The organism is Rhodococcus sp. (in: high G+C Gram-positive bacteria), from assembly GCF_049591685.1.
GTDB lineage: Bacteria > Actinomycetota > Actinomycetes > Mycobacteriales > Mycobacteriaceae > Rhodococcoides.
In genome coordinates this window covers 1-12,983 of record NZ_JBAWFH010000579.1, presented here as the reverse complement: position 1 = coordinate 12,983, position 12,983 = coordinate 1, and the positions used below count along the sequence as shown (strand labels likewise).

Annotated in this window: 12 protein-coding genes; 11 read left to right on the top strand and 1 reads right to left on the bottom strand. The window is 64.5% G+C overall.

The window, feature by feature from the left end; translation table 11 throughout:
• The 5 genes from WBQ44_RS23865 to WBQ44_RS23845 form a co-directional block, all read left to right on the top strand.
• The coding region (locus WBQ44_RS23865; RefSeq protein WP_495569130.1) for a M24 family metallopeptidase at nucleotides 1-1,152 on the top strand (1,152 nt) is incomplete at its 5' end.
• A 3-nt stretch (nucleotides 1,153-1,155) separates the two neighbouring features.
• Nucleotides 1,156-2,472: an aminotransferase-like domain-containing protein gene (locus tag WBQ44_RS23860; protein ID WP_495569129.1), complete on the top strand. Its 1,317-nt coding sequence runs from the start codon at nucleotides 1,156-1,158 to the stop codon at nucleotides 2,470-2,472.
• Entirely contained in the window at nucleotides 2,469-3,707 is a 1,239-nt protein-coding gene (locus WBQ44_RS23855) for a M20 family metallopeptidase (RefSeq protein ID WP_495569128.1), read from the top strand. Before WBQ44_RS23860 ends, WBQ44_RS23855 begins: the two co-directional genes overlap by 4 nt.
• 62 nt (nucleotides 3,708-3,769) lie before the next feature.
• Entirely contained in the window at nucleotides 3,770-5,206 is a 1,437-nt protein-coding gene (locus WBQ44_RS23850; protein ID WP_495569127.1) for an MFS transporter, read from the top strand.
• Between the two features lie 5 nt (nucleotides 5,207-5,211).
• On the top strand, nucleotides 5,212-6,177 hold the full coding sequence (locus WBQ44_RS23845; protein ID WP_495569126.1) for a D-2-hydroxyacid dehydrogenase: 966 nt from the start codon (nucleotides 5,212-5,214) through the stop codon (nucleotides 6,175-6,177).
• A 74-nt stretch (nucleotides 6,178-6,251) separates the two neighbouring features.
• Here WBQ44_RS23845 and WBQ44_RS23840 read toward each other — a convergent pair whose 3' ends face one another.
• Complete coding sequence (locus tag WBQ44_RS23840) at nucleotides 6,252-7,355, bottom strand: NADH:flavin oxidoreductase/NADH oxidase (protein WP_495569125.1); 1,104 nt, start codon at nucleotides 7,353-7,355, stop codon at nucleotides 6,252-6,254.
• 128 nt (nucleotides 7,356-7,483) lie between these two features.
• On the opposite strand from WBQ44_RS23840, the gene WBQ44_RS23835 reads away from it, so the two are divergent.
• From WBQ44_RS23835 to gpgP, 6 genes are all read left to right on the top strand, one after another.
• Nucleotides 7,484-8,794 (top strand): glutamate-5-semialdehyde dehydrogenase, encoded by a 1,311-nt coding sequence (locus WBQ44_RS23835; protein ID WP_495569124.1) that lies wholly within the window; start codon nucleotides 7,484-7,486, stop codon nucleotides 8,792-8,794.
• A gap of 53 nt (nucleotides 8,795-8,847) precedes the next feature.
• On the top strand, nucleotides 8,848-9,735 hold the full coding sequence (locus WBQ44_RS23830) for an AAA family ATPase (RefSeq protein WP_495569123.1): 888 nt from the start codon (nucleotides 8,848-8,850) through the stop codon (nucleotides 9,733-9,735).
• A gap of 1 nt (nucleotide 9,736) precedes the next feature.
• Nucleotides 9,737-11,152, top strand: coding sequence for a vWA domain-containing protein (locus tag WBQ44_RS23825; protein ID WP_495569122.1), 1,416 nt, complete (start codon nucleotides 9,737-9,739; stop codon nucleotides 11,150-11,152).
• Nucleotides 11,153-11,255: 103 nt separating this feature from the next.
• On the top strand, nucleotides 11,256-11,951 hold the full coding sequence (gene nadD / locus WBQ44_RS23820; protein WP_495569121.1) for a nicotinate-nucleotide adenylyltransferase: 696 nt from the start codon (nucleotides 11,256-11,258) through the stop codon (nucleotides 11,949-11,951).
• Nucleotides 11,952-12,035: 84 nt separating this feature from the next.
• Nucleotides 12,036-12,437 carry a ribosome silencing factor gene (rsfS, locus tag WBQ44_RS23815; RefSeq protein WP_495569120.1) on the top strand — a complete coding sequence of 134 codons (402 nt, stop codon included), beginning with the start codon at nucleotides 12,036-12,038 and terminating at the stop codon, nucleotides 12,435-12,437.
• A gap of 68 nt (nucleotides 12,438-12,505) precedes the next feature.
• On the top strand, nucleotides 12,506-12,983 hold a 478-nt coding region (gene gpgP / locus WBQ44_RS23810; protein ID WP_495569131.1), incomplete at its 3' end, for a glucosyl-3-phosphoglycerate phosphatase.

Below are 12,983 nucleotides of genomic sequence, written 5' to 3'. Positions count from 1 at the left end.
GCCCGCCTCCAGGCCGTGCGAGGCAAGATGCTGGATCAAAATTTGACGGCCCTGATCGTCACGGACCCGTCCAACCTCTACTACCTCCTGGGATACAACGCTCTCTCGTTCTATACCCCACAGATGCTCTACGTTCCGCTCGAAGGCGAGCTGTACTTCTTCGCCCGCGAAATGGATGCGAACGGTGCTTTCCGGACGGCCTGGCTACCGCGAGAGAACACGTTCGGCTACCCCGAGAACTTCGTGCAGCGCAAAGACACTCACCCGTTCGTCTGGGTCGCCCAAAAGCTACGTGAACTCGGCGTCGTCAACAATTTCTCGCACGGCCAGGTCGGCTTGGAAATGGACTCCTACTACTTCAGCCCCAAAGCGTTCGAAGCACTGGTCAAACAACTCCCCGAATACCGCTTCACCGACTCGTACGAGCTGATCAACTGGGTGCGCGTGATCAAGTCACCGGCCGAGATCGACTTGATGCGGGGTGCAGCGCAGGTCTGCGAGGCCGCAATGGGCGCCGCCTACGACGCCATCGTCGTCGGCGGACGGCAATGCGACGCAGCCGCCGCCATCATGAACGCGCAGATCAAAGGAACCCCCGAGTTCGGTGGCGACCACCCGGCCATCGTTCCGATGCTCCCGACCGGTGCCGGAGCAGACACGCCACACCTGACCTGGTCCGACCAAGTATTCATCGCCGGGGAGACCACCGTCGTGGAACTGACCGGAGTGTTCCGCCGATATCACATACCAATGGCACGCACGATCGTTCTCGGCAAGCCGACCAAACGCCTCGACTATCTCGCACAATCGACTGGGGCCGCCCTGAACAACGTCCTCGCCGCTGTGCGGCCCGGCGTCACCACCACCGAGCTGGCGCAGATCTGGAACGTCAGCCTGGCACAGCACGGTCTGCACAAACCCTCCCGCATCGGATACTCGATCGGCATCGCCTACGCCCCCGACTGGGGCGAGCGAACCGTGAGCATCCGTACCGACGACGACACGGTGCTCGCCGAGAACATGACCTTCCACATCATCGGTGGAATGTGGATGGACGACTACGGGTACGAAGTATCCGAAGCCGTTCGCGTCACCGACCGCGGTGTCGAAACCTTCACCGACTACCCGCGCCGACTGCTGACCAAGGAGTGAATTATGACCGCCACCATACGAAATCGTTCCGCAGGCTCCACTCCTAACCCGCCGGGGCATTCCGCAGGCTCCACTCCTAACCCACCGGGTCATTCCGCAGGTGCCCTCCCATGGGCCCTTCGCACCGACAAGCTGGTCGGATCGGTGATCGATTCGTCGACATCGCTTCTCGCCGCGCAGAAACACGACATCGTCCGATTCGCGATGGGCTCCCCGGCTGCAGAAACCGTTCCCGCTGCGGCCTTCTCGGACATCGCGTCGACCGTGATGACGTCGGACGCCATGGACTATGCAGCGACAGAGGGTGACCCGAGGCTGCTCGATTCACTCGTCGGCTACTTGGACTCGGTGGGAGAAGGTACGTCACCGGACCGCCTCGTCATCACCTCGGGCGGCATGCAGGGGCTCGACCTGGCATGCAAGCTGTTCGTCGATCCGGGGGACCTGGTCATCGTCGAAAGCCCGACCTACACGAACGGGACCGCGACGGTGTTGAGCTACGGCGGCGACGTGCTGGAGGCACCCATGGACGCCGACGGACTCGTAGTCGAGGCGCTTCCCGAACTCGTCGAGCGAGCGGGTCGCCTACCGAAGATGATCTACGTCATTCCCAACTTTCAAAACCCCTCCGGCACAACGATGTCTCTGGCCCGTCGGACTCTCCTCCTCGAACTCGCGCATCGCTGGGGTGCCGTCATCCTCGACGATGACCCGTACGGTCTCCTTCGGTTCGAGGGCGAGCACATCCCGAGCTTCCAGGCGTTGAGCCCGGGCGATCCACTCGTCTTTTCGGTACGGACCTTCTCCAAGATGATCGCCCCAGGGCTGCGGGTCGGATGGGTCGACGCCGCCCCCGAAGCTCGACAACTGTTGATCAATGCCAAGCAGGCAATGGATACGTGCACCAACCTTCCCGCCCAACGCATGATCGCCGAGTTCATCGACCGCGGGCACCTGCACACCCATCTGACCTCGCTGAGCGCTGTGTATCGGCCCCGAAAGTTGGCAATGCAGAGGGCGTTGAACAGGTATTTCAGCGACCGCGTGTCGTCTACGGATCCCGAGGGCGGGTTCTTCCTGTGGGCAACGCTGAGAGGTGACGCGGCCGCTGTATCGACCCAGGATCTGTTCGAGGTCGCGCTCGCTGAGGGCGTCGCATACATTCCCGGTCCCGCGCTTTCCGTCGGCGGGAAGTTTCACGATTCGCTTCGGCTGTGTTTTGCCTCGTCCACGCCGGAACGCATCGACGAGGGTGTCCGGAGACTGGCCGTCGCAGTGGAGAAGTCCATGTCGTCCTTGTCGAGCGATCCGACACGGTGACGGAGCTCGAACAACGCCTCCTCGACGCGATCGATGCGAACGATATCGTCGCTTTGGCGTCCGCGTTGATCGACGCCGGCGGAGAGAACCCCGGCGACACCGAAGAATCCGTCGCGTATGTGCTCGCGGAACATTGTCGCGCACTGGGATTCGAGGTCGAAGTCGACGAAGTGGCGCCCGGCCGACCCAACGTCTCGGTCACCATCGGCGGATCCGCCGATCCCGGGGTGCTGTTCGTCGGTCACTCCGACGTCGTACCCGCAGGAGGCGGGTGGACGACGGATCCGTTCGGCGCAGTCGTCCGCGACGGCCGGTTGTACGGCCGCGGAGCATGCGACATGAAGGGCGGTCTGGCTGCTGTCGTCGTGGCGATGGCGGCGTTGAAGCGCTGCGGCGCTGCAGATTCCGCACCGGTGACGCTCGTGTGTCTGGTGGACGAGGAAGACACCGGGCTGGGAATCCGCGCCTTTGTCGCAGCACCGCAGTCACGTGAATACGCGCACTGCGTCGTGGCCGAGCCGACCGATCTCGTCGCGATCACCGGGTGCAGGGGAGCGGCCAACCTGGAGATGACGATCGCCGGTCGTTCGGCACACGCCGGTCGACCCCAGAACGGACGCAATGCCATCTCCGCAGCGGCGCGTGCCATCGTCTCGATCGAAGAATCAGCGCTCGAACTAGGTCGGCGTCCGCACTCACAGTTGGGCCCCGCAACGTGGAATGTCGGCACCGTCGCGGGCGGAACCGGTACGTCGATGGTTCCCGACGGTTGCACCGTCACCGTGGATCGGCGGTTGCTGCCCGGCGAGAACGCATACGAGATCGCGGCGCGACTGCAGAGAGACGTAAGCGCGGTCGTGTCGGAGGACGGCATCGACATCTCGGTCGGCGTGCTGATGGAGATGCCGGGTTTCGTCACGGACGACGACGCAGGCGTGGTGTCGGCTGCCGTCGCCGCGGTGACGGACGTGGTGGGATTCAAGGGAACGGACGTGTGGACAGCGTCGTGCGACGGGGGTTTTGTCGTGCGGGACCTGGGTATCCCCGCGGTCGTGCTCGGCCCAGGAGAAATCGAAACCGAGGCTCACCAGCCGAACGAATCGGTGTCGGTGCAGCAATTGTGCGACAGCGCAAGGGCGTACGCGCTGATGGCGTCGAGAATGACTGCGCTACCAGGACTTCTACCCCGCGATCGGGGGTCGAAGAACAAGCCAGGACTGCATTCCGTAGGGTGAAACGCTGCGAAGTACCAGCCCGACGCTCCACGCATTTTCTCGAAAGCGAAAGGTTTTGGACCGTGACACAGTCGAACGAAGGCCGCTCGGATCAGGCCACCACAGGTTATCCGCCCAATGCGGCAGAATTGAACGCCGAAGAGAAGAAAATCCTCCACCGAGCCATCGGTGGATCCGCTCTCGGCAACGCGGTCGAGTGGTTCGACTACGCCGTGTACGGCTACCTCGCGGTTTACATCGCGGCCAACTTCTTTCCCTCCGAGGACGGCGGGGCGAGCCTTCTGTCGACGTTCGCCGTGCTGGCGGCGTCCTTCATCATCAGACCCATCGGCGGAATCGTGCTCGGACCGTTGGGTGACCGAATCGGACGCCAGAAGGTACTCGTCCTGACGGTCACGATGATGTCCGTTGCAACAGCGGCAATCGGCATTCTTCCGACGTTCGACACGATCGGCATCCTGGCGCCCATTCTTCTGCTCGTCTGCCGCCTGGTGCAGGGGTTCTCCACGGGCGGTGAGTACGGCGGCGCGGCGGTGTTCATGGCCGAATACGCGCCCGACAGACGACGCGGATTCTTCGGCTCTTTCCTCGAATTCGGCACGCTCGCAGGCACCGTTGCCGGCGCGACGCTGTGCACGCTGCTCAACGTCGGTCTCGGCGACGACACCATGGAGGCGTGGGGCTGGCGCATTCCTTTCCTGCTGACTCTCCCGCTGGGCATCGTCGCGCTGTGGCTGCGTACTCGCCTGGAGGACTCCCCGGTCTTCGCGGAGGCGAAGGCCGAGGGCGACACGGTCTCGGAGGGCTCCTCCGGTGGGGCTATCCAGTCGCTGAAATCGACTATGACCTACTGGCAACGAATCCTCATCCTGATGGGCTTCGTCCTGCTGCTCAACATCGCTTACTACACCGTGCTGACGTTCCTGCCGTCCTACCTCAGCGACACTCTCGGACACAGCACGACTCAATCGAACTTCACCCTCGTGGTCATCATGTTGATCATGATGGCGATCATCAATCCGATCGGCGCCCTGTCCGACCGAGTCGGCAGGAAGCCGCTGCTCCTCGCGGCGTGTGTCGGTTACTTCGTGTTCAGCGTTCCGCTGTTCCTGCTGATCATCAACACCGGGGTCGTCGGGCAGGCCGTCGGTTTGCTCGGCCTCGGCGTTCTCCTCGTGATCATGTGTTCCTGCGTGTCGTCGACGTTGCCCGCCCTGTTCCCGACCCAGGTTCGCTACGGCGCCTTCGCGATCGGCTACAACGTCTCGACGTCGCTGTTCGGTGGTACCGCGCCGTTGATCCTGACGTTCCTGATCGACCGGACCGGATCGAACCTGATCCCGGGTTGGTACATGATGCTTGCTGCGGCGATCGCGTTCGTTCCCATCCTGCTGATGCCCGAGACAGCCGGTCGTTCTCTTCGCGGTACCCAGTGCCCCGGTGACAACGACGCCGAGGTCGTGGCATCCGGCGTCGAACTCGTCGGGTACAAAAAGTAGTGACCGTGGAGGCCAGGCCGGTTGTCGTCGTGCTGCATGCCGACAACCTGCCCGAGGGCATCGAATCGGTGTCCGCGGCGGCGGAGGTTCGCTTCGCCACCGCAGACACACTCGCTGACGCCGTCCCCGGTGCCGACGTGCTGTTCCTGTGGGACTTCTTCTCGCCGGCCGTCCGCGAAGTGTGGGATCGATGCGATGCGCTGAATTGGGTCCATATCGCTGCAGCGGGCGTCGATTCACTGATGTTCGACGAACTCGTCGGTTCGAACGTCGTGGTAACCAACTCACGGGGCATCTTCGACAGACCCATCGCGGAGTTCGTTCTCGCGCAGATACTGGCATTCGCGAAAGACTCCTCGACGTCGGCTGCGCTACAACGTCGCCGAGAGTGGAAGCATCGGGAGACAGAACGTATCGACGCGGCACACGCGATGGTCGTCGGAACCGGTGCTATCGGACGCGAGATCGCCCGACTGCTGACCGCGGTGGGAATGACGGTGTCCGGGGCGGGGCGAACTGCTCGCACCGGCGACGCAGACTTCGGGGTCGTGCACGCCAGTTCGAGTCTCGCGCACGTCGTCGGTGACGTCGACTACCTTGTGCTCGTGGCGCCGTTGACCGACACCACCCGCCACCTCGTCGACGCCGATGTACTCGCCGCAGCCAAGCCAGGGATTCGCGTCGTCAACGTCGGCCGAGGGGAGCTACTCGACACCGATGCCCTCCTGCGGTACATGAGCACAGGTCACGTGGCCGGTGCCGCTCTCGACGTTTTCGAAGAGGAACCGCTTCCGCACGACAGCCCCGTATGGACCACGGACAATCTGGTCGTCACCCCACACATGAGCGGCGATGCCGCAGGATGGCGTCTGCGGCTGGCAGAACTGTTCATTGACAACTTTCACCGATACGCCGCAGGAAACGAGCTGCACAATGTCGTCGACAAGAAGCTCGGGTTCGTTCCTACCTAGCTGATCGAAGCGCCCTCGCCGAGCGAATGCCTTCGGCAGGGGCGCTTGCGATCGTGATGTCTCGATCGTGATGTTCAGTAGGCGCGCTCGTACTGCGGAGCGAGCGCCGGCAGCATCTCTGCACCGAGTTCGCAGGCTGCGCGCCGAGGCCAATACGGGTCGCGCAACAGCTCGCGGGCGAGCAGCACGGCCTGGGCCTCACCCGAGGACACGATGTCCTCGGCCTGTTTGGGCTCGGTGATCAGTCCAACCGCAGCGGCGGGAATGGACGTCTCGTTCTGGATGCGCTTCGCGAACGGAACCTGGTAGCCCGGCTCGACGGGAATTCTGGCTCGGACATTGCCGCCCGTGGACACGTCGATCATGTCGACGCCGTGATCCTGCAGCAGCTGAACCAGTGCGACGGTCTGGTCTCCGGTCCAACTGGGCGCCTCCAATCCGCCTGTCTCCTCGTCCAGCCAGTCGGTTGCCGACAATCTGACGAACAGGGGGAGCTCCGACGGCCACACTGCGCGGACCGCGTCGACGATGTCGATCAGGAGCTTGGTCCGGCCGGCGAAGTCGCCGCCGTACTCGTCGGTGCGCTGGTTGCTTGCTGCCGAGAGGAATTGGTGGACCAGGTAGCCGTGCGCAGCGTGGATCTCAGCGACCTTGAAGCCGGCCGTGAGCGCTCGCTGTGCCGCTGCGACGAAGTTGTCGACGATGCGGGCGATCTCTGCCTTCGTCGCCTCGCGAGGAGTGGAATAGTCGCCGAACGGGACGGCACTGGGTCCGATTGTCTCCCACCCCGACGGTTCGTCCGCCGGGATGGACTTCCCGCCGCGCCAGGGCGCGGTCGTCGACGCCTTCCGGCCTGCATGCGCGAGCTGAATACCCGGTATCGAGCCGTGCCCTTCGATCTCTCCGACGATGGCAGCGAATGCCCGGGTCTGTGTGTCGTTCCAAATTCCGAGGTCGGCGGGACTGATTCGGCCCTCCGGGCTCACCGCCGTCGCCTCGGTCAAGATCAATCCCGCTCCGCCGATCGCCCTGCTCACCAGATGTGTGCGGTGCCAGTCGTTGGGCACTCCGATGCTGTCGCCATCCGTGTCCGCCGAGTACTGGCACATCGGCGCCATCCACACTCTGTTCGGGATCGTGACTTCACGCAGTGTCAGGGGTTCGAACAAGGCACTCAAAGGGGTTCCCTCCGTCGCTCGAGAAATCGGCGATCCGCCTCTGCGGTCGCAACTCGCGTAACCGTCGCCGCGGCGCTGCCATTCCCGGGCAAAGCAGAACAGTCGGGCGCTTTGGTTAGTGTGTATTCATGTCCGTTCACGCAGCGCCGACTGCAGCATCCTCTACGTCCCTGTCCGCCGGTGTGGCGCCGGATCGAACAGGTGAACGCGAGAAGGTTCACGCCGCCGCCGAGCGCGCGCGCGTCGCCTCTCGGGCACTGGCCCTGCTGACGACGGCCGAGAAGGATACTGCCCTGCATGCGGCTGCCGACGCTGTGCTCGCCGCCGCGCCCCAGGTGATCGCCGCCAACACCGTCGATGTCGATGCAGCGCGTGCCGCAGGCACCGACGAAGGACTGCTCGACCGGCTCCGGCTCACCGAGGCTCGCGTCGACGGCATCGCTGCGGGGCTGCGTCAGGTTGCAGGTCTGCCCGATCCGATCGGCGAGGTCATCCGTGGTTCCACGCTCCCGAACGGCCTCGAGCTCCGTCAGCTGCGTGTTCCCCTCGGTGTGGTCGGAATGGTGTACGAGGCGCGGCCCAATGTCACCGTCGACGCTTTCGGGCTGGCCTTCAAGTCGGGCAACGCCGCGCTACTGCGCGGTTCCTCGTCCGCAGCGCGGTCCAACGCGGCACTGGTCGAGGTCATCCGCGCGTCACTCGCGGCGGGCGGAGTCCCCGTCGACGCCGTGCAGTTGCTCTCGAGCGCTGATCGCTCGTCCGTCACGCATCTGATTCAAGCGCGCGGTCTGGTGGACGTCGTCATCCCACGTGGGGGAGCCGGGCTCATCTCTGCTGTCGTGCGCGACGCCACCGTGCCGACCATCGAGACCGGCGTGGGCAACTGCCACATCTACATTCACTCCGCGGCTGACCTCGAGATGGCCGAGCGCATCGTGCTCAACTCCAAGACGCGTCGCGTTAGTGTGTGCAATGCCGCCGAGACGGTACTGGTCGACGCCGCCATTGCGGAGGCCGCCGTGCCGAAGCTGTTGCAGGCCTTTCGAACCCACAGCGTGGTCGTACACGGTGACCTACCCGGCCTCGTACCTGCCACCGACAAGGATTGGGCCGAGGAATACCTCTCGCTCGACGTCGCACTCAAGGTGGTCGAGGGAATCGACGCCGCCATCGCGCACATCGACACGTACGGCACGGGCCACACCGAAGCCATCGTGACAGCGGATCTGTCGGCCGCGCGCACGTTCACCACCCGAGTGGACGCGGCCGCAGTAATGGTCAACGCATCGACGGCGTTCACGGACGGTGAGCAGTTCGGTTTCGGAGCGGAGATCGGGATCTCGACGCAGAAGCTGCACGCTCGTGGTCCGATGGGGCTACCCGAACTCACCTCCACCAAGTGGACAGTGTGGGGCGAAGGCCACACCCGGCCGGTCTGACGAACACCGGCGCACCCAGCGGCACACATCGTCAACACGACCAGGGAGTACACGTGGATCGAGCACTACCGACCTCACCACCGTTGTTCGGGAGTGTCGACGACGTCGTCTCCAGACTCGGCGAGACCGGGTACATCGCCGACAAGGCAACAGCGACATCGGTGTTTCTTGCCGATCGACTCGGTAAGCCGTTGCTCATCGAAGGCCCGGCCGGCGTCGGCAAGACCGAGCTCGCCCGTGCTGTCGCGCAGAGCACCGGGGCCGAACTGGTGCGGCTCCAGTGCTACGAGGGCGTGGACGAAGCGCGGGCGCTGTACGAGTGGAACCACGCAAAGCAAATTCTCCGCATTCAGTCGAGCTCCGCGGGGCACCAGGACTGGGACGAGACGAAACTCGACGTTTTTTCCGAGGAATTCCTTCTGGCGCGGCCGCTTCTGCAGGCCATCCGCCGAGAAGATCCCACCGTCCTGCTCATCGACGAGACGGACAAAGCCGATGTCGAGATCGAGGGGCTGCTACTCGAAGTCCTCAGCGACTTCGCAGTCACCATTCCCGAACTCGGCACCATTACCGCAACTCGCAAGCCCTTCGTGGTCCTGACGTCGAACGCCACTCGCGAGCTGTCCGAGGCCCTCAAACGTCGGTGCCTCTTCCTGCACCTCGACTTTCCCGACGCCGACCTCGAGCTGCGCATCCTTGCCAGCCGAGTACCGGAGCTCCCGGAAGCGATCGCCGAGCAGATGGTGCGCACTATCCGCGTGATGCGCGCGATGCAGCTGAAAAAACTGCCCTCCGTCGCGGAAACCATCGACTGGGGCCGGACCCTGCTGGCTCTCGGCATGGACACCCTCGACGACGAAGCGGTTCGCTCGACCCTGGGAGTGGTGCTCAAGAACCAGTCCGATCAGCACAAAGTCGCGGCCGAACTCCGGTTGAACTGACATGTACGCCCCGCACGGTCTACCCGGCCACCTCGTCGACTTCGTCGAAGCGCTACGCAAGCGCGGAATCGCGGTCGGGCCGTCGGAAACCGTCGACGCCGGGCGTGTGCTGTCGGTACTGGACTTCCTCGACCGCGAGGCAGTACGAGAAGGACTGGCGTGCTCGCTGCTGCGTCGGTCGACACACCGCGAAACGTTCGATGCGCTCTTCGACCTGTGGTTCCCCGCCGCGACAGGACAGCGTGACCCCGGGGGAATCGACACCGCGCTACCCCGGACCCCCGACGGCGAGGTGGACTACACGGCGCTGCGCGAACTGATCACCGAACTGCTCGTCGACGCCGGCCCGGACGCGCTCGAACTGACCCAGATGCTGGCTGCCCAGATGGTCGAAGAACTGGGGCAGTACAAATCCGCCAACGGTCCGTCGTTCTCGGCGTATCAGGCTCTCCGCGACGTCGCACCGGACACCTTGCTGAGCAAAATCCTCGACGGACTCCTGGGGAACGCAGAAACAGGCTCGAACCGGTCGTCGGGAAACTACGAGGACGAGGTCGCCAAACGAACGTCCGCACAACGCATCGCGGACCTGCGATCGATGGTCGACAGAGAGACGCGGCGCCGCTCCGCCGAAAAGCTCGGCCGCGAACGCGTCGCAAGTTACGGCGTGCCGAAGCTCGCCGAAGAAGTCGACTTCCTCCGCGCCTCGGACACCGAAATGGTCGCACTGCGACGCAGCGTCGCACCTCTCGCCCGACTCCTCGCCAGCCGGCTTGCCGCACGCCGAGCCCGCAGCAGGGCAGGGACCATCGACCTACGCCGCACCCTGCGCAAATCCATGTCGACCGGCGGTGTGCCCATAGACCTGGTGCAACGCAAACCCCGGCGCGCGCGACCCGAACTCGTCGTGCTCTGCGACGTCTCCGGGTCGGTGGCAGGATTCAGTCACTTTACTCTGCTCCTGGTCCACGCACTCCGCGAACAGTTTTCACGAGTGCGCATCTTCGCCTTCATCGACTCCACCGACGAAGTGACGCAGTACTTCGACTCACGCTCCGACCTCGGAGCCGCAATGTCGCACATCATGCGCGACGCCGACCTCATCACCTACGACGGGCACTCCGACTACGGCAACGCCTTCCACACCTTCGACGACAAGTACGCCCACGCCGTCACCTCGCGAACCTCCGTGCTGATCCTCGGCGACGCCCGCACCAATTACCGCGACCCCAAACTGCCCGCCCTAGCCCGCACCGTCGCAGTCGCCAAACATGCCTACTGGCTCAACCCCGAGCCGAGAGCACAATGGGGCTCCGGCGACTCCGCAGCCAACACCTACAGCGACGTCATCGGCATGTACGAGTGCCGCACCACCGCGCAACTCGGTGATTTCGTCTCCCGCCTACTGCCGGTATGAACCCCACCGACCGCCTGCTGGGTCATTCCGCAGGCTCCACTCCCAGCCCTTTGGGTCATTCCGCAGGCTCCACTCCCGCACACGCGAAGTAAGCTCCTCAATCGTGCAGCAACAACCCGAGGCAGTCCGCAGGCTGGGCGTGATGGGCGGAACCTTCGATCCGATCCACCACGGCCACCTCGTCGCGGCCAGCGAGGTCGCCAACAGTTTCGGGCTCGACGAGGTCATCTTCGTACCGACTGGCATGCCGTGGCAGAAGGAAGGCAAGGTCGTCAGCCCGGCCGAGGACCGTTACCTCATGACGGTCATCGCCACGGCGTCGAATCCACGGTTCTCCGTCAGTCGCGTCGACGTCGACCGTGAGAAGCGGACGTACACGGTCGATACGCTGCGCGACCTGCGCGCGCAGCACCCGACTGCGGAGCTGTACTTCATCACCGGAGCAGACGCGCTGGAGAACATTCTCACCTGGCAGAATTGGGAAGAACTGTTCGAACTGGCCAAGTTCGTCGGCGTCTCGCGGCCTGGTTTCGAACTCGGTGTCGAGCATCTCGCAGACCACCTCCAGGATCTGCCTCAGGATGCGTTGACACTGATCGAAATACCCGCGCTCGCGATCTCGTCCACCGAGTGCAGGCTCCGGGCCAGCGAAAACAGGCCCGTCTGGTACCTCGTGCCCGACGGCGTCGTTCAGTACATATCGAAGAGAAACCTGTACCGCCCAACCGGCGAACAACGCCTCGACGGCTCCGTCACGATGTCGGAGCCGGCGCCACAGAAGAAGACCATCGCCGACTAGCTCCCGACCGCCTCCGACGCCGATGCGGTGGACGATGCACAGGGTTGAAAATTCGGCGAGCTCGACACAACGGAAGAGAACACAGTGACTGCAACAGACCAGGCCACCTCGATCGCGAAGATGGCGGCACTCGCCGCCGACGACAAGCTCGCGACCGACGTCGTGGTGCTCGACGTGTCGGAGCAGTTGGTCATCACCGACTGCTTCGTCATCGCGTCTGCGCCCAACGAGCGTCAGGTCAACGCCATCGTCGAGAACATCGAAGAGAAGCTGCGTGAAGCGGGGCACAAGCCCGTCCGTAAGGAAGGCACTCGCGAGGGGCGCTGGGCGCTTCTCGACTACATCGACGTCGTCGTCCACGTCCAGCACAACGACGAGCGCAACTTCTACGCTCTCGAGCGGCTGTGGAAGGACTGCCCCAGCATCGAGGTTCCCGGGCTCGGCGAGCGCCCCGATGCCGGCGCCGACGCGGAACCGGAGCAGTGACCGCGACAGTCAAGCGCCAGCTGATCCTGTTGCGCCACGGCCAGACCGAGTACAACGCGACGGACAGGATGCAGGGCCAGCTCGACACCGATCTCACCGAGCTGGGGCGCACCCAGGCGAAAACCGCGGCGGCCGAGTTGGCGTCGCGTGCGCCGCTGCGCATCGTTTCCTCCGACCTGCGCCGGGCCTTCGACACGGCTGCTGCATTGGGTGATGCCTGCGACTTGCCGGTCGAGGTCGACGTTCGGCTACGCGAGACGCACCTGGGAGAGTGGCAAGGGCTGACGCACCTCGATGTCGACGAGGTCGCCCCAGGTGCGCGTGCAGCGTGGCGCGCCGACGCGACGTTGGCGCCGCCGTCGGGGGAGAGCCGTGTCGACGTCGCGCGCCGCAGTGTCCCGGTAGTGCGAGAGCTCGTCGCCGAGCATCCGGAGTGGGGAGCGGACGGGGGCAACGCTCCCGTCGTGCTCGTTGCCCACGGTGGACTCATCGCGGCGCTCACAGCAGCGCTGCTCGACCTGCCGGTCGACCGCTGGCCCGTCCTCG

What these genes read in the sequence shown, in the direction of transcription:
- WBQ44_RS23835 (WP_495569124.1), top strand. Translation starts at nt 7,484, where the DNA reads ATGTCCGTTCACGCAGCGCCGACTGCAGCATCCTCTACGTCCCTGTCC.
- WBQ44_RS23825 (WP_495569122.1), top strand. Translation starts at nt 9,737, where the DNA reads ATGTACGCCCCGCACGGTCTACCCGGCCACCTCGTCGACTTCGTCGAA.
- WBQ44_RS23860 (WP_495569129.1), top strand. Translation starts at nt 1,156, where the DNA reads ATGACCGCCACCATACGAAATCGTTCCGCAGGCTCCACTCCTAACCCG.